Genomic DNA, 16290 nt, shown 5'->3' on the forward strand with positions numbered 1-16290 from the left:
CCGTTGCCGGTTTATTGAATATGCTGATATCGGGCATATATTACCGATTTCGAGTATAGATAATCGATAATGCCAACAGGGTTAAGAAAAGCGTCTAAGTGAAAGTTATGTGACGGGCTCTATTAACTAGAGGCGCGCAAGATAGGTGCGATAGTCGAAATCCGACACGGTGCGCAGGTACGCTATTGCTTCCTTGTACTTCGTATCACCATACAACTTTCGATACTTATCGCTGAAGATATTGGCGATAAATGCCGACTGCCGGAAGGCCTCGACCGCCGTCAGGAAATCATGCGTCAGACGCTTCGCGCCCGGTGGCGTATAGGCGGGCGTCGTTTCCTCGCCGGGATCGAGATCTCCGTCGAGGCCGAGCAGCATGCCGCCGAGGATCGTCGCCAGCAGCAGATAGGGATTGGCATCTGCACCCGCCACGCGGTGCTCGATGCGCGCCGCCGGCCCGTTGCTATCAGGAATGCGGATTGCCGTGCCGCGATGCCCGCTACCCCAGGTCAGATCGGTCGGCGCAAACGAGCCCGGCTGGAAGCGGCGATAGGAATTGGCAAAGGGGGCGAAGACGAGCTGCGCCTCCTGCATGGTCTGCAGCATGCCTGCCGTCACCGATTTCAGAAGTGTCGGCTCGCCGCCCTTGGCATCGAGGATATTGTTGCCATCCCTGTCGATGATGCTGGCATGCACATGCAGACCCGATCCCGCCTGGTCCGAATAGGGCTTGGCCATGCAGGTCGATTTCAGCCCGTGCTTGCGCGCCGCCTGTTCGGCAACGCGTTTCAGGTAGAGGCAGTCGTCGGCCGCAGCCAGCGCATCGGGCCGGTGCAGCAGGTTGACCTCGAACTGGCCGGGCCCGAATTCCGCCGTCGTTGCCTCCGCCGGCAGGTTCATCGCCTTGGCGTAGGCGCGCAGCGTCTGCAGGTAGTCGTCGAGTGCATCGACGGCGCTCATGTCGTAGAGCTGGAAGCCGTTCGGATTGCCGCGATAGGTGAGGCTTGCAGGCGGGGAGGGAATGCCCGTCTCGCGCCAGTTCTCCTCAACCACATAAAATTCCAGCTCGGTCGCGACGACGGGCGTCAGCCCGCGTTCGGCATAGCGTTCAAGCACGGAAGCGAGAATGCTGCGCGGATCCATGAAGCTGCGGCTGCCGTCGAATTCATGCATCATGGCAAGCACCTGCATCGATCCCTCGGGCGCCCAGGGCATCGGCGTCAGGCTGCGCTTGTCGGGAATGACATTGCCGTCGGGGTCGCCGATTGTCAGCGACAGGCCGGTGATGTCGTCATTGTCATCGCCCCAGATATCGAGCGACTGCGTGGAGGTCGGCAGGCGGATGTCGCCAGCCCAGACTTTCTTTTCGGCCGAAAGCGGCAGTTGCTTGCCGCGCAGATCGCCATTCATGCCGACAACCAGGATCTCGAAACGCGGATCGCCCTCTCCAGCCTCTTTGCCCTTGCTCGCCATGACCTTGAAAATCCTCTCGCAGAAGGCCAAGGTCGTAAACTATCACCGAAAGCCTTTCAATCCGAAGGTCTAATCATGTCCGATACTTATCCGTTGTCGAACCTTGCCGCGATCGATGCCGCCCATCATCTGCATCCCTTCTCCGACATGAAGAAACTGAATGCCGACGGCACGCGCATCATCCAGCGCGGCGAGGGCGTGCATATCTTCGATGCCAACGGCAAAAAATATCTCGATGGTTTCGCCGGCCTCTGGTGCGTCAATATCGGCTACGGCCGCAAGGAAATCGCCGATGCCGTCGTCAGGCAGATGAACGAGCTCCCCTATTACAACGCCTTCTTCGGCACGACCTCGCCGCCGACGACCCTGCTGGCTCAGAAGGTGACGTCCAAGGCCGGGCCGCGCTTCAACCACATCTTCTTCACCGGCTCAGGCTCGGAGGCGAACGACACCTGGTTCCGCATGGCCCGCGTCTATTGGGCGGCGGTCGGCCAGCCGTCGAAGAAGACGGTCATCGCCCGGCGCAATGGCTATCACGGCTCGACGGTCGCTGGCGCCAGCCTCGGCGGCATGAAATACATGCATGAACAGGGCGATCTGCCGATCCCGGGCATCGTCCATATCGGCCAACCCTACTGGTATGGGGAGGGAGGGGATCTCACGCCGGCCGAATTCGGTCTGAAGGTCGCCCGCGAGCTGGAAGCCAAGATCGATGAGCTCGGCGAGGAGAACGTCGCCGCCTTCGTCGCCGAGCCGATCCAGGGGGCAGCCGGCGTCATCATACCGCCGGAGACCTACTGGCCGGAGATCGACCGTATCTGCAAGGCGCGCAACATCCTGCTCGTCACCGATGAAGTCATTTGCGGCTTCGGTCGCCTCGGTGAATGGTTCGGCCATCAGTATTTCGGCGTCGAGCCGGATTTTGCACCGATCGCCAAGGGGCTGTCGTCAGGCTATCTGCCGATCGGCGGCGTGCTCGTCAGCGATCGCATCGCCGACGTTCTGATCAACGAGGTCGGCGATTTCAATCACGGTTTCACCTATTCCGGCCACCCGGTCTGCGCTGCCGCGGCCCTCGAAAACCTGCGCATTATCGAGGAGGAGAAGCTGGTCGAGCGCGTTCGCGACGATATCGGCCCCTATTTCGCCAAGAAATGGGGCGCCCTTGCCGAGCATGATTTCGTAGGACAGGCGGAAAGCGTCGGCCTGATGGGCGGCCTGCAGCTTGCCGCCGACAAGAAAACCCGCACCCGCTTCGAAAAGCCTGATCCGATCGGCTCGCTGGTGCGCAATCACGCGCTCGCAAACGGCCTCGTGCTGCGCGCCACCGGCGACCGCATGCTGGCCTCGCCACCGCTCGTCATCAGCCACGAGGAAGTCGATGAGATGGCACGCATCACCAAGATTGCGTTGGATGCTGCCTGGAAGGAGTTGCGCTCCTAAGGATAGGCGACCGCGTAGGCGAATTGATAGGTATCACCCGGCCGGCCGTAGATATAGGGCAGGGCGACGATATGCGTCTCCGGCTGTTTCAAGCCGGTCTGCGCCAGCACATCCCCAAAATATTCATTCGGCCAGGCCGGCGGGGTCCCGCCCTTGTCGTCGCGCCAGACGAAGACGACGGGATGTTTCGCATCCAGCTGGAATTTCGGCTTGAACTCCGGATAGAAATAGGACTGCACCGGGGTGCCCGGCATTTGCAGGCGCATATTGCCGTCGAGATGCGGATCATAGCCGACGATCAGCCCGGGCTCGCCGCCGATATCCCTGCGGATGATCTCGGCAAAACTGTCGTAGGGAATGTTCAGGCGCTGATAATCGCCGATGAGCGGCCCCCAATAGGCCCGCATGGCAAGCACGGCGAGCACCGCGCCCATGATGACGCCACTTACCGCAAGCGATGCCCGTAAGGGCACGCCTGCATCGACTTCGGCACTGTCGGCCTTCATGCAGATATAGAGCGGCAGGATGAGGAAGAGTGGCGTCAGCCATCGGTCGGCGACGTTGTCGACACCGGCAAGCAGGATCATCAGCGCAATGGCGCCGATCTCGATCAGCAGGATGCGCCCGGCAATTCGTGTCCAGCGGCTGGAAGCGCGCCACATTGCCCGCAGCGATTTGGCAAAGAGCGCCAGAAAAATGACGACCGAGACGCCGGCGATGCCGACCATCGCGGAGATGAAGCGGAAAAAGCCGGTCGATACCTGCGACAGAAAGCCTTCACCCGCACCGGTCATCTTGTGCAGCGTGCGATCGACGGCAAGGTCCAGATGCTGGAGGAACCAGAGCGCATGCGGCAGCACGATTGCGATCGACAAGACGATCGTCAGTGCGAGCCGCCAGTCGAAAATCCGCTTGCGGAAATCGGTGTCGATGAGGGCAGCGACCAGAGCGGCGGCAGGAAGAAGCGCAAAATTATACTTCGATATCATGCCGATGCCGGTCGCAATGCCGACGATGGCATAAGAGATTGCCGAAGGCGTCTTCAGCGTGCGGAAGAAACCATAGAGAAACAGCGAGCCGGCAAAGATCGTCGCCACGGAATGGGTGAGATCCCGCTGCGCCTCGAAGACGATCTGCGGCACGGTGAGCAGGCCAAGCGTCGCCACCACCACCAAGCTGCTGTTCTTCAATGTCAGCCGTGCCGCCAGCCAGTAGAAGGTGTAGGAGAGGAACAGCATGCTGCATTTGAGGAGCGACAGCGAAAAGAGCGACACGCCAAGCAGCGATGTCACCCCATACTGCACCCAGTTGTAGAAAGGCGGCTGCGAATTATAGCCGAAGGCGAACCACTGCGAGAGCAGGATCTGCTCCGCCTCGTCCAGCTCCAGCGCATTGGGAATGCTGAGCCGTACGATCAGGTGGAGCAGAAAATAGGTTCCGAGCACCGCCAGGATCAGATGTGGCCGGCGGCTGAAAAGGCTCTGCACGTCAGCTTTCTCGGGAGAAGATCTGGCGCACGATATAATTCGGCGAGGCGTCGTCGCGGTAGTAGGTGCGGGCGATCATCTCCGCCAGGATGCCGGTCGTGATCATCTGCACGGACGAGAGCAGCAGCACGACGCCGACCATCAGCATCGGTCGCGTGCCGATATCGTTGCCCATGATGAACTTGTCGAAGCCGAGATAGATGAGAATCAGCGCTGCGAGGCCGCCGAGGCCGAGGCCGAGCGAGCCGAAGAAATGGCCGGGACGCGCCTTGTAGCGCATGAAGAACATCACCGACAGCAGGTCGAGGATAACGCGGAAGGTACGCGAGATGCCGTATTTCGACGTGCCGTGCTGGCGTGCGTGATGGGTTACAGCCATTTCGCCGATGCGCGAGCTCGGCACGACGCCGGCAACCCAGGCCGGGATGAAGCGGTGCATTTCGCCCATCAGCTTCACCTGCTTGATGATCGAGGCACGGTAGATCTTCAGGCTGCAGCCATAGTCGTGCAGCTTCACGCCGGTGATGCGGCCGATGAGGTAATTCGCGCACCAGGAGGGGATTTTGCGCAGCAGCAACCCGTCCTGGCGGTTCTTGCGCCAGCCGACGAGCAGGTCGAGTTCGCGCCGTTCCAGCTCCGAGACCATCGAAGGGATATCCTTCGGGTCGTTCTGCAGGTCGCCGTCCATCGTGGCGATCAGCCGGCCTCGCGCCGTATCGATGCCGGCCTGCATGGCGGCGGTCTGGCCGAAATTGCGCTGCAGCTCGACGATGCGCAGCGTCAGCTCTTCGCGGTTGACGAACTTGCGGGCATTGACGAGCGTTGCGTCCGTGCTGCCGTCGTCGACGAGGATCAGTTCCCAGCGATGCGGATAGTCTACCATCGCCGCGGCAATGCGCTCGACGAGCGGGCCGATGCTTTCTTCCTCGTTGAAGACAGGAACGACCAGCGACAGTTCGAGCGGTTGCACCTGATCATTCGCATCGCGAATGGACTCTACCGTTGTCTGCAACTTTCATTTCTCCTAAAAGGCGCGGCAATGGAAGCCAATGGAAGCCAGCCGCCGCAGCCAAACTTAGGAAGCCTGATACATGAAGACCCCGAGTGTTGAAAGCGGGCAATCCTGGTTTCTGCGCAATCGCATGAGCCTCCTGACGGTCGCGATCGTCGCAGCCTATGCACTTTTCATCGAATGGTTCTGGGGCTGGTCGGTCATACTGGAACAATGGGCCGCCGTCGGTCCACGTCCGGTCATCGGCGCGCTGATACTCCTGACCAGCACCTATTTCCTGCGTACATGGCGCATCTACGATTATTTTCCACGGGAGACGGGGGGCCGTTTCGCAACGCTCTTCCGGGTGACCCAGATCCATAACCTTTTAAACATCATGCTGCCCTTCCGAGCCGGCGAGACCAGCTTTCCGGTGCTGATGCGCACGGAATTCGGCATTCCCCTGACACGCGGCACCTCCGCCCTGCTGGTCATGCGGCTGTTGGACCTGCATGCGCTGCTGGCCGCCGCCGGCCTCGGCTTTGCTGTGGTCGCCCCGAACGCGGCCCTTGCATGGCTTGTCTGGGTCATCTTCCTGTTCCTGCCGGTCTTCGCCTTCGCTGCCCGCAAGCCGCTGCTGCGCCTCGGTGCAAAACTTCTGCCGCGCAAGGCGCAGGCACTGCTTCATGAAATCGAGAATGGACTGCCTTTCGATGCCGTCGCCTTTAGCCGTGCCTGGGCGATGACCATCGTCAACTGGCTGGTGAAGGTGCTGGTGCTCGCCTGGGCGCTCGGTCTGATGGGCGTAATGCCGATGGCCGCGAGCTTCGGGGGCGCGCTGGGCGGTGAGCTTTCCTCCGTCCTTCCGGTCCATGCGCCCGGTGGCGTTGGCACCTATCCGGCCGGCATCACTGCCGGCGCGATCGCCTTCGGTGCTTCAAGCGAACGCGCTGCGCTGGGTGCGCTGGCCCAGGCAAGCGTCAACGCCCACCTGCTCATCATCGTCTCGGCCCTGACCGGGACCGCCATCTCGCTTCCCCTTGGCCGCCGGCGCAAGGCTAGGTCGTAAGCTCCAGAATGCGCTTGCGCAGAAAGACCTGTTCCGGTTCCTGCCGGCAGAATGTCAGCGCCGTCTCATAAGCTTGAATCGCTTCGGCCCGGCGTTCGAGCCGGCGCAGGAAATCGGCCCGCGCCGAATGGGCGAGGTGATAGGTCGTCAGCTCCCCCTTGCCGAGAATGGCGTCGACAAGTGCCAATCCTTTTTCCGGCCCCTCGGACATGGCGATCGCCACGGCGCGGTTGAGCTCTGCAATTGCTGAAGGGTGGGCAGCTATCAGCAGGTCGTAATAGAAGGCGATGCGCCGCCAGTCCGTTTCCTCGACGCTGCCGGTCTTCGCGTGCTCCGCCGCGATCGCCGCCTGAACCGTATAGATGCCGATATCAGGCGTGCGCATGGCGCTTGCGAGCAGCGAGAGCCCCTCTGAAATCTTGCTTCGGTCCCAACGCGAGCGATCCTGATCGGCAAGCAGCACCAGCGCGCCGTCGACATCCTGCCGGGCAGCACGGCGCGACTCCTGCAGGAGCAGCAGCGAAAGCAGGCCTGCGACATCCGGATGCGGCAGCAGGGTCGCCAGCAGCCGCGCCAGCCGGATCGCCTCGGCCGTCAGGTCGGCGCGGACGATCGTGTTGCCTGAGGATGCCGAATAGCCCTCGTTGAAGACGAGGTAGATGACATGCAGCACCCGGTCGAGCCGCTCCGGAAGCTCCGCCCCGACAGGCACTTCATAAGGGATATTCTCCGTCCTGATGCGGTTCTTGGCGCGCACGATGCGCTGCGCGACGGTCGGCGCCGGCACCAGGAAGGCATGGGCAATCTCTTCCGTCGTCAATCCGCAGACCTCGCGCAGCGCCATCGCAGTCTGTGCATCGGCGGCAAGAGCCGGATGGCAGCAGATGAAGATCAGCCGCAGCATGTCGTCCTCGATCGGTTCCATATCGCCGATCTCCGTTTCTGTGCCATCAGGGTAAAGGCCGTCCTCGATATGCTGCAGCGAGGCGTTGAAGCGCGCCCGCCGCCTGAGGTGATCGATCGCCTTGAAGCGGCCGGTCGAAACCAGCCAGGCGACGGGATTGTTGGGCATGCCGTCAACCGGCCACGTCCGCGCCGCCGCCGCAAAGGCATCGTGCAGCGCTTCCTCCGCCCGGTCGAAATCGCCGAGCAGGCGGATCAGCGTCGCCAGAACCCGGCGCGAATGTTGTCGGTAGATATCCTCGATTGCCTGTTCCCCAATCACCTGTCCCAAGGGCCGACCCTCACTGCGGCAGGGTGAGCAGTCTCACCGGGCGCAATTCGATCGACCCGACCCGGACGCTCGGAATGCCCGCAACGACCTTGCGTGCATCTTCCAGATCGGTCGCGTCGATGATGTAGATGCCGGCCAGATGTTCCTTGGTCTCGACATAGGGGCCGTCGGTCGAAGACAGAGTGCCATCGCGCACCCTCAATACAGAGGCACAGTCAGGACCTTCCAACGCATCGGAATGGATCATGATGCCTTTGCGCTGAAGTTCCTCGTCATACTGGAAATGTGCCCTGACGAGCTCGTCGCCCTCGGCCTGGCTGAGTGTGCCGTCCGTATGGGCGGAATTATAGATGAGGCAGACGAAGCGCATGGCTATCTCCCATCCTTGATCGAATAGCCGGGCCGGATTTCGATCGATGCATATTTGAGGATCGGGAAGGTGGAGATGATCGCTTTCGCTTCCTCCATATCTCCAGCCTCGATCACGACGAAGCCGCCGAGATGCTCCTTGATCTCTGCGAAAGGACCATCCGTTGCAGCGACGGTGCCATTGCGAACCCTGAGCGTCACGGCCTGCTCCGGCTCGTAGAGCGCCAGCGCGCTCAGCATATGGCCGCTTTCGCGCCAGCTGTCGTCGCTGACGATGCATTCTTGGGTGACAGCCTCCCATTCCTCTGGCGTAACCCGCTTGCTCTTTTCGGTATCGAACCAGATCTGGCCCAGAAACTTCATGGCGTCACCTCCTCAGCCGAATTCATGGATGGGGCGAACCTCGATCGCGCCGAGCTTCGCCAGCGGAATGCCGGCGGCAACACGGATCGCATCGTTGAGGTCCTTGGCGTCGATCAGGATGAAGCCGCCGAGCGCCTCCTTCGTCTCGATGAAGGGGCCATCTGTGACCGACATCTCGCCGCCGCGCACCCGCACCGTGACCGCCGATTGCGGCGACTGCAGCGCCTGGGCAACGATCATATGACCGCTGTCGGCAAGATCGCGGTCATAGGCGAGCGAGTCCCGGTCGAGCTTGTTCTTCTCTTCCTGCGACATGGCCGACAGCACCGTGCCGTCGAACCAGACCTGGCAAAGATATTTCATTGCTTATCCTCCACGCTGTGCTTTCACAGCCCTTGGACGAACAGCCTAGGCGCTTTTCGACAGGGAAGAAAAGTATCTTTTAAGCGGTCTGAATGTCGAACAGCCGAGGCAGCGCTCGACAAAGCTTCATCTGACAACATCGAGGAGATGGAGCAATGAGCATGCTTGAAATCGGAATAGCACACCTGATCGTCACACGCGGCGCATGCAAGATGCCGCCGCTTGAGAATGTCGAGGTGATAAAGGTGCTGGTCAGGACCGTGATTGCGCTGGCGGCGTTTGCCGGCCTGATCGCAGCGCTGCAGCTTGCCGCAAGCGCTTGAGAACAGTGCGCGGCCCGACGGACAAGGCCGGGCCGCGCCTGATATCTTATTGAAACGCCGTTTCGAAGAAGCTGCGCAGCTTGCGCGAATGCAGGGCTTCCGGCGGCATGGCGGCAAGCTTCTGGATCGCCCGGATACCGATCTGCAGATGCTGGTTCACCTGTGTACGGTAGAAGGCGGTCGCCATACCCGGCAGCTTCAGTTCGCCATGCAGCGGCTTGTCGGAAACGCAGAGCAGCGTCCCATAGGGTACGCGGAAGCGGAAGCCGTTGGCGGCGATCGTTGCCGATTCCATGTCAAGCGCGATGGCGCGAGCCTGCGACAGGCGCTTAACCGGGCCTGCCTGATCGCGCAGTTCCCAGTTGCGGTTGTCGATCGTGCCGACCGTGCCGGTACGCATGATGCGTTTCAGCTCGAAGCCTTCGTAACCGGTGATCTCGGCAACGGCAGCCTCGAGCGCCACCTGCACTTCGGCAAGTGCGGGGATCGGCACCCAGACCGGCAGATCGTCGTCGAGCACATGGTCTTCGCGCATATAGGCATGTGCCAGAACATAATCGCCGAGCCGCTGGCTGTTGCGCAGGCCGGCGCAATGGCCGAGCATCAGCCAGGCATGCGGGCGAAGCACGGCCACGTGGTCGGTGATCGTCTTGGCGTTGGAAGGACCGACGCCGATATTGATCATGGTGATCCCGGCATGGCCCTTCTTCTTAAGGTGATAGGCCGGCATTTGCGGCAGGCGGGCAAGCGTCACATCCGTTTCCGGAACGCTTGATCCTGCGAGCGTGACGATGTTTCCGGGCTCCACGAAGGCCGTGTAGCCGTCGCCGCCTTCGGCCATCATCTTGCGCGCCCAGGAGCAGAACTCGTCGATATAGAACTGGTAGTTCGTGAAAAGCACGAAGTTCTGGAAATGCTCGGCACCGGTGGCAGTATAGTGCGACAGACGGGCGAGCGAATAGTCGATGCGCTGTGCGGTAAAGGGTGCCAGCGGTGAGGGCTCGCCCGGAGGCGGCAGATACTCTCCGTTGGCGATCTCGTCATCCGTCGTGTTGAGGTCAGGCGTATCGAAGAGATCGCGCAGCGGAATATCGACGAAAGCCGCCGCAGACGCTTCCACATGCGCGCCTTCGCCGAAAGCGAAGTGCAGCGGGATCGGCGTGGAGGATTCCGAGACGACGACAGGCACATTGTGGCTCTTCATCAGGAGCAGCAGCTGCTCCTTCAGATAATGTTTGAAGAGCTTCGGCCGCGTGACCGTCGTCGTATAGACGCCCGGTGCGGTCACATGACCATAGGAAAGGCGGGAGTCGACATGACCGAAGCTCGTCGTCTCGATGCTGACCTGCGGGTAGAAAGCGCGGTAGCGGGAGGTGACTGGCGCCCCTTGCGCGAGCTTCGTGAAGCTGTCGATCAGGAACGAGGTATTGCGCTCGTAGAGCTCCGTCAAAGCTTCGACGGCTTTTGCCGGATCATCGAAGGCTTGCGGCTCGAAAGGGGGAGGGGACGAGATGTCGAAAGCGGACAGGGGATAGATTCGTTTGCTCATGGCGCATTATAGGGGGTTGTTTTTAACAAGCAAACGACGCGCGAAGGCTGAGACCCAGATTTTTCCAGGTCTCAGCGGATGGTGGTGCAGTAACCGCCGCTGCTTTCCAGGCAGGTATAGTTCGCGCCGAAATGCGACTGCTGTGCGCCGCCGCCGCCGGTGCGCACGACGACTGCCGAAAAAGAGATCGCGAAGATCGCCGCAAACAGCGTTATGATTGTAAACCGTCTCGCCAGAATGAACACGTCCACGTCCTTACCCCGATATACGCCCTTCATGGTGCTGTTTTGCCATGATGTGGCTGAACGGGTGCTGAGATGGCGGTTCATTTTGCGTTCAGTTTCTGAGGCCGGCTAAGGTTCTCAGAGCCTGCCTGAACGTCTCAGAGACGGGTCCAGGTTTGCGTTTTGCAGAAGACCTGCATCACGCAGCCCTGCATCTTGAGCGAGCCGCCGGAGATGCTGCCCGAGCCGCTATAGGTCTTGTCGTCGGCAGGATCGGTGATCTCGCCGCTATAGCTGCCGCCGGTGCCGGATAGTCTGCCGATCTTCTTGCCTGCATATTTGCCCGTCTTCAGCGTGATGCAGTAAGCGCCGCCGCAGGGCGCAATCGCCGCCGTGTCGCCGGCGCGGGTCTTCCAGTTGCCGACGATCGGTTCATCCGCCTGTGCAAGGCCTGCAACAAGTGCCAGCGCGCCGGCGAGAACGAGGGTACGGATCATCTCTTCCTCCATAAGATATGAAATGGCGCGAAAATAACTGACGCGAACGTAAAGGTAAATACGCCTCCGAAGAGCCCGAATTCCGGCCTTCCCGTCAGGTTTTTTCTGATGATCGCCGGATCGATGCTGATTTCATAGTGAACAAATCCTCAATTTCCAAATCTGAATTTTTCGTAAAAGGCGCGCAAAAATCCTTAATTTGCAGGGATTCCGATGTTTAACAAAAACCCAAGTTTACCAAGCATTTGCACTTTGTTTGCGTCAAATTAATCATGCATTTTAGGCGTTTTTTGAAAGCAGTTTGGCATAGTGAACCCATCAAACGAGCGGGGCAAACCCGCCGGACCGGAGAGGCCGAAAGCCGCAGAAGATGGCAAGGCCCAAAGGTAAAACAGGGTACGTCTTAACAGGCTAAACAGGGATAGAAACCGATGGCACGCTTTGAAATGCACAATGCTGAAATGGCCACCATGGGTGGCGAAAACAACAGCGCCGATGTCTTCTGCGAAATGGGTCTGATGTATGCGACCGGCCGTGGTTGCGAGATCGATCTCGTCTCCGCTCACAAGTGGCTGAACATCGCCGCAATCAAGGGCAACGACCGCGCCGCCGAGCTGCGCGCCGATGTGGCCGCTTCGATGAGCAAAATGCAGCTTGCCGAAGCGCTCCGCGCCGCCCGCGAATGGATGACGATCCACTAAAGCATGTCGTCGCTTGGCGCGACACGCTGTAAGGACCGTCTCCAACAAGATAATTCGAAATAACAACCTCAAAAGAGGGGAGCTGGCGGGGCGCTTTGGACGGGGCCGACGCCGGGAGAAGGAAACCGCGACCGGCGCCCTCCCGCCGGCCGCGGTTTACCCGTTTTGGTTTCCCATTGTCAGGCGAGTTTTTTTAAGACCAGCGGGAGCGCTTCTTCGAGCAGCGCCATGTCGGCTTCCGGCCCGACGCTGACGCGGATGCAGCGGTTGAGCGGTGCGACACCCGGCATGCGGATGAAGACGCCGTGCTCCATCAGCCCGTCGACGATGGCCCGCGCGTGAGCGCCGTCGCGCCCGGCATCAACAGCCACGAAATTGGTGGCCGATGCCAGCGGCTGCAAGCCGTTGGCCCTGGCAATATCAGCGATCCTGTCGCGCGCGGCATGGATTTTCCCGATCACTTCGGAAAGATAGGCCTGATCCTTGAGGGCTGCGAGGGCTGCAACCGTCGCAAGCCGGTTCATGCCGAAATGGTTGCGGATCTTGTCGAAGGCCTGCGCCGTGCCCGGCGTCGAGATGGCATAGCCGACGCGGGCGCCGGCAAGTCCGTAGGCCTTGGAGAAGGTGCGGGTCCGCACGATGTTCGGCAGGTCGATGAGCGATTGGATCGACGGTAAGGCAGAGGCCGGGCCGGTCTCGCTATAGGCTTCATCCAGGATCATCAGGCAGGTTTCCGGCAGGGCGCGCGCGAAGGCGACGATCTTGTCGGCATCCCACCAGCTTCCCATCGGATTGTCAGGGTTGGCGAAATAGACGAGTGGCGCATTCTCGCGCTTGACTGCATCGAGCAACGCGTCGAGATTTTCACGGTCGCCGGCATAGGGAACGGTGACTAGTCGGCCGCCAAAACCGTTCACGTGGAAATTGAAGGTCGGATAGGCACCGAAGGAGGTCACGACGGTGCCGCCGGGCTCGATTACCAGCCGCACGATTTGCCCGAGCAGTTCGTCAATGCCGCCGCCGACGGCGATATTGGCCGGTTTCACGCCGAGATGGGTGGCGAGCGCCTCGCGCAGTGCATAATTTTCCGGATCGTTGTACTTCCAGATATCGCCAGCCTGCTCCTGCATGGCGGCAATGACCGAGGGAGCCGGGCCGAAGCCGTTTTCATTGGCGCCGATGCGCGCTTCGACTTTAACGCCGCGCTGGCGCTCGATGGCCTCGGGGCCAACGAAAGGAACGGTGGAGGGCAGGGCGCTGGCAAGCGGCGTGAAGCGCAAAAAGGCAGACATGCGAGGGCAATTTCCCGGAATTATTGAAAATGCCGCGCAACAATAGGCTCTCACTTTGCCAAGGCAAGCAAGATTATTTCTCGTTCGTGACGGCTCAGACGCGGCTGCCGTTGCGGCGAGCGTCGATCGCTTCCGTGTTGCCGATCATGAAGTCGGCGCGCACTACCTTGCGTAGAACATCCGGCTCTATCAGGTTGATGAAACGAACGCCGATACGCTCATGATGGCGGTAGACCTCGGCACAGCCGATGCGGTAGGCAAGCCCCAAGATGTTGAGATAATAATGTTTGGGCAGGCCCGCCGTGGTCGACACGACGAAGGTCGCGCCGCCCTGGGAAATATCGAGGATTTCGGCGCTGCGCATCGAAATCCCGGTCAGACAGGGGCGAACGGCGACGATACGAGCCGGTCGTTTGACGTTGAACTCCTCCCAGCGAATGTCGTAGACAGCCGACTTCACCGTGGCGAGGTGCGTTGCGCGGAGCATTTCCATTTCGCATTCTCCGTCAGGCAGTTCAAAATTTGGGGCAGTTCAAATTTCAGGCTGTTCGACGGAGAGGCTCACACGAATGTTTTTCACATTCGTCAAATATAAAACTACAATTTTAGCGAGTTTGAAATTTGTGCGTTAGCGGCACATCTATTGTGCCCTCTTGGGAATAAACCATTCGCGCTCAGGCCAGCAATCTTGCCGCGCAATAGCCTCCAGCAGCGCTAAGTGCCGTCAGAAAGGTTCCCCAGACCATATCTATAAAGCTCATAGCGAGCGGCCAGTTCTTCAGTGTCGACAAATTAGTGATGTCGTAGGTGCCATAAGCCGCCAGTCCCAAAATGGCACCATAGAGCAGCGTCGTGCCGAGCGAGCCGCTGGAAAGCCCGGGCAAAACCGCAAGTATGACAATTGCAACTGTGAAGAGCAGGTAGAAAAGGGCGGCGATGCCAAGGTTCGGCGAGGGCAGCATCAGCTCGCCGAGCTGATCGCGGTAGAAGGTGCGGGCGACGATGCCGAGCCATATTGCGTCGATGACGGCAAGGGTGAGAAGGCAACCGGCATAGGCGACAAGCGCTGTCTTCATCGTCTTTGATCTCCCGCTTTGTCCTTCTACGCCATGGCATGCCCTCCGGATCGCCGTTGATTCTCTTTGCGCAGATTTTTCCCGAACTCTTTCAGTTGCCGGGCGTTTTTCCTCAAGCGGTACGCTGCTTCCAATCATGAAAGCGAGGAAATCAAATGACTGACGTCAAAGTCCCCTGGGAATCCTGGGTCGTTGTCTGCGATGGGGCGAAGGCCCTGATCCTGCAGAATGCCGGCGATGCGGAACTGATGAATCTCCAGGTCCGCGAAACGCTCACGCAGCCCAACCAACCTGACCGTGAACTCGGCACCGACAAGCCCGGGCGCTCTTACGCGCCTGACGGACTGAGCGGCAGCGCCATGGAGGAGACCAACTGGCAGGACCAGGCCGAAGCCGACTTCCTGAAGGAAGTTGCCGTAAAGCTCGACGAGCTCGTGCATGAGAAGGAGGCAAGCCGCATCGTTCTGGTGGCGCCGCCGCGCGCGCTCGGCACGCTACGGCCCAATCTCAGCGCCGATGCGCAGGCCGCGATCTCGGCCGAAGTGGCGAAGGATTACACCAATCTGCCAATCGACCAGATCGAGCGGCACCTCGCCGCTTGATCGCGATAAGTCATCGCTGTTCGAAACGCGGGTCGTATGGCCCGCGTTTCCTTATGGGGAGAGGGCTGAAATCAGAGGCTGGTTTCGAAGCTCAGCCGCAGCACGTGGTGCAGGAATTCGGGGTTCAGCAGCATGTTGAAGCTGATGGTCACGAACTCGTCTTCGCGCTTGACCACGGTCGCGCCGATCTCGTCATGGATGCCGAGGATTTCCAGGAAGAAATTCTGCGGCATTTCCAGGCTGGGGCTGACTTCCAGCAGCGCCCCGGCGAGCGTGATGGTGCGGATCAGGCAGCGGACTTGCGTTCCGGTGCTGAGGTGATGGCCGACGAAGATGATGTTGCCGGGCCGATCGAGGTTGAATTCTCTGTAAGCCTGTTCGGGCTTGGGATGTTCTGTGTCGAGGTGCATCTGAAAGGCCATGTCAGCCTCCGCTTGTTGTATGATCAGACTTTAACGCAGGATTGCTCACATCTGCTGAACAATATCTTTAAAATTAAAAGCTTGTGCAAAATCTAACGGCATAGCGATTTTATTGTCGGCAATACTGTCCAGAATCTGCCCATTTTTTCACCAGATGTGTGCCGATCTTGACTTGGCGTCTGTCGTCGCGCATAAAAAAGCCGGTTCGAGGCACCAGCCGCTCGCGGATGAAGATCCATGGTGAAGCCCTCGCGATCATGGTCACAGCCCCTGTGCATGCTGACTGACGGCAATGCGAGCCCCCCTGACAGTCGAATGGCATGCCGTTGAAAGGCTGAACCCGTGACTCGTATACCCATGACTGGGACCTATCCACCGGTCGACGAACTGAAGGCCCAGGCAAAGCGCCTGCGCCAGGCCATGACTGAACGCGGCAGCGAGGTGAGCCATGCCGCCGCCCTCGAACTGATCGCCCGCCAATATGGCGCCCGCGACTGGAACACGCTGTCGGCCCTTGCAGCCAAGCCCAATGACAAGCCCACCTCGCCGATCTTCGTCGGCGCTCATATTCGCGGGCGTTACCTGAACCAGCCCTTCACCGGCAAGGTTCTGGCGCTTTCGGCGGTGCCCGGCAGCGAGTTCTACAGGGTCACCATCCATTTCGATGAGCCTGTCGATGTCGTGTCCTTCGAGAGCTTCTCGGCCTTCCGCCAGCGCATCCACGCCCAGATCGACGAGAATGGCGTTTCACCGCGCAAGACCTCGAACGGTCTGCCGCATCTCGTTCTCGATATCTGATCGCCAAATCGTTG

General features: G+C 60.2%; 20 protein-coding genes. 6 read left to right on the forward strand and 14 right to left on the reverse strand.

Annotated features, from left to right (window positions below; translation table 11 throughout):
• Positions 1-126 precede the first annotated feature (126 nt).
• Positions 127-1503 (reverse strand): glutamine synthetase family protein, encoded by a 1377-nt coding sequence (locus tag AB4Z13_RS06100; RefSeq protein WP_439014466.1) that lies wholly within the window; start codon positions 1501-1503, stop codon positions 127-129.
• Between the two features lie 45 nt (positions 1504-1548).
• Here AB4Z13_RS06100 and AB4Z13_RS06105 point away from each other — a divergent pair, with 45 nt between their 5' ends.
• Positions 1549-2916, forward strand: coding sequence for an aspartate aminotransferase family protein (locus tag AB4Z13_RS06105; protein ID WP_439014467.1), 1368 nt, complete (start codon positions 1549-1551; stop codon positions 2914-2916).
• Here the strand turns inward: AB4Z13_RS06105 and AB4Z13_RS06110 are convergent.
• Both AB4Z13_RS06110 and AB4Z13_RS06115 read right to left on the reverse strand, forming a co-directional pair.
• Positions 2913-4403 carry an ArnT family glycosyltransferase gene (locus tag AB4Z13_RS06110; protein WP_439014468.1) on the reverse strand — a complete coding sequence of 497 codons (1491 nt, stop codon included), beginning with the start codon at positions 4401-4403 and terminating at the stop codon, positions 2913-2915. The genes AB4Z13_RS06105 and AB4Z13_RS06110 overlap by 4 nt on opposite strands.
• Position 4404: 1 nt before the next feature.
• Positions 4405-5415 (reverse strand): glycosyltransferase family 2 protein, encoded by a 1011-nt coding sequence (locus AB4Z13_RS06115; protein WP_439014469.1) that lies wholly within the window; start codon positions 5413-5415, stop codon positions 4405-4407.
• A gap of 79 nt (positions 5416-5494) precedes the next feature.
• Here AB4Z13_RS06115 and AB4Z13_RS06120 point away from each other — a divergent pair, with 79 nt between their 5' ends.
• Positions 5495-6463 (forward strand): lysylphosphatidylglycerol synthase domain-containing protein, encoded by a 969-nt coding sequence (locus tag AB4Z13_RS06120; protein WP_439014470.1) that lies wholly within the window; start codon positions 5495-5497, stop codon positions 6461-6463.
• Here AB4Z13_RS06120 and AB4Z13_RS06125 read toward each other — a convergent pair.
• From AB4Z13_RS06125 to AB4Z13_RS06140, 4 genes are read right to left on the reverse strand one after another with little or no spacing between them, the layout of a single operon-like run.
• Complete coding sequence (locus AB4Z13_RS06125; RefSeq protein ID WP_439017185.1) at positions 6453-7688, reverse strand: RNA polymerase sigma factor; 1236 nt, start codon at positions 7686-7688, stop codon at positions 6453-6455. The genes AB4Z13_RS06120 and AB4Z13_RS06125 overlap by 11 nt on opposite strands.
• Positions 7689-7707: 19 nt before the next feature.
• A complete protein-coding gene (locus AB4Z13_RS06130) occupies positions 7708-8067 on the reverse strand; it encodes a YciI family protein (protein WP_439014471.1) in 360 nt (119 codons plus the stop codon).
• A gap of 2 nt (positions 8068-8069) precedes the next feature.
• On the reverse strand, positions 8070-8429 hold the full coding sequence (locus AB4Z13_RS06135; protein ID WP_439014472.1) for a YciI family protein: 360 nt from the start codon (positions 8427-8429) through the stop codon (positions 8070-8072).
• A 12-nt stretch (positions 8430-8441) separates the two neighbouring features.
• Positions 8442-8792, reverse strand: a complete 351-nt coding sequence (locus tag AB4Z13_RS06140) for a YciI family protein (protein ID WP_007821693.1) — start codon at positions 8790-8792, stop codon at positions 8442-8444.
• Positions 8793-8947: 155 nt separating this feature from the next.
• Between AB4Z13_RS06140 and AB4Z13_RS06145 the strand changes: the two genes are divergently transcribed.
• The gene (locus AB4Z13_RS06145) at positions 8948-9115 is read left to right on the forward strand and encodes a hypothetical protein (protein WP_439014473.1); all 168 of its coding nucleotides are present in this window, start codon (positions 8948-8950) and stop codon (positions 9113-9115) included.
• Positions 9116-9161: 46 nt separating this feature from the next.
• Here AB4Z13_RS06145 and amn read toward each other — a convergent pair whose 3' ends face one another.
• From amn to AB4Z13_RS06160, 3 genes are all read right to left on the reverse strand, one after another.
• Positions 9162-10664: an AMP nucleosidase gene (gene amn / locus AB4Z13_RS06150; protein WP_113324172.1), complete on the reverse strand. Its 1503-nt coding sequence runs from the start codon at positions 10662-10664 to the stop codon at positions 9162-9164.
• Between the two features lie 71 nt (positions 10665-10735).
• Entirely contained in the window at positions 10736-10915 is a 180-nt protein-coding gene (locus tag AB4Z13_RS06155; RefSeq protein WP_113324199.1) for a hypothetical protein, read from the reverse strand.
• Positions 10916-11046: 131 nt separating this feature from the next.
• The gene (locus tag AB4Z13_RS06160) at positions 11047-11385 is read right to left on the reverse strand and encodes a DUF2147 domain-containing protein (RefSeq protein WP_113324171.1); all 339 of its coding nucleotides are present in this window, start codon (positions 11383-11385) and stop codon (positions 11047-11049) included.
• Between the two features lie 431 nt (positions 11386-11816).
• Here AB4Z13_RS06160 and AB4Z13_RS06165 point away from each other — a divergent pair, with 431 nt between their 5' ends.
• On the forward strand, positions 11817-12086 hold the full coding sequence (locus AB4Z13_RS06165; protein WP_007821684.1) for an SEL1-like repeat protein: 270 nt from the start codon (positions 11817-11819) through the stop codon (positions 12084-12086).
• Between the two features lie 179 nt (positions 12087-12265).
• Here AB4Z13_RS06165 and AB4Z13_RS06170 read toward each other — a convergent pair whose 3' ends face one another.
• From AB4Z13_RS06170 to AB4Z13_RS06180, 3 genes are all read right to left on the reverse strand, one after another.
• Positions 12266-13378 (reverse strand): pyridoxal phosphate-dependent aminotransferase, encoded by a 1113-nt coding sequence (locus tag AB4Z13_RS06170; protein WP_439014474.1) that lies wholly within the window; start codon positions 13376-13378, stop codon positions 12266-12268.
• 94 nt (positions 13379-13472) lie between these two features.
• Positions 13473-13871, reverse strand: a complete 399-nt coding sequence (locus tag AB4Z13_RS06175) for a hypothetical protein (protein ID WP_007821677.1) — start codon at positions 13869-13871, stop codon at positions 13473-13475.
• A 181-nt stretch (positions 13872-14052) separates the two neighbouring features.
• Positions 14053-14454: a DUF2177 family protein gene (locus tag AB4Z13_RS06180; RefSeq protein ID WP_439014475.1), complete on the reverse strand. Its 402-nt coding sequence runs from the start codon at positions 14452-14454 to the stop codon at positions 14053-14055.
• 155 nt (positions 14455-14609) lie between these two features.
• On the opposite strand from AB4Z13_RS06180, the gene AB4Z13_RS06185 reads away from it, so the two are divergent.
• Complete coding sequence (locus tag AB4Z13_RS06185) at positions 14610-15056, forward strand: baeRF12 domain-containing protein (protein ID WP_007821673.1); 447 nt, start codon at positions 14610-14612, stop codon at positions 15054-15056.
• 71 nt (positions 15057-15127) lie between these two features.
• Here the strand turns inward: AB4Z13_RS06185 and AB4Z13_RS06190 are convergent, their stop codons facing one another.
• Positions 15128-15466: a hypothetical protein gene (locus AB4Z13_RS06190; protein WP_112544807.1), complete on the reverse strand. Its 339-nt coding sequence runs from the start codon at positions 15464-15466 to the stop codon at positions 15128-15130.
• A gap of 369 nt (positions 15467-15835) precedes the next feature.
• On the opposite strand from AB4Z13_RS06190, the gene AB4Z13_RS06195 reads away from it, so the two are divergent.
• Positions 15836-16276: a glyoxalase superfamily protein gene (locus AB4Z13_RS06195; protein ID WP_439017186.1), complete on the forward strand. Its 441-nt coding sequence runs from the start codon at positions 15836-15838 to the stop codon at positions 16274-16276.
• Positions 16277-16290 lie beyond the last annotated feature (14 nt).

It is taken from the genome of Rhizobium sp. YAF28 (assembly GCF_052113285.1).
Lineage (GTDB): Bacteria > Pseudomonadota > Alphaproteobacteria > Rhizobiales > Rhizobiaceae > Rhizobium.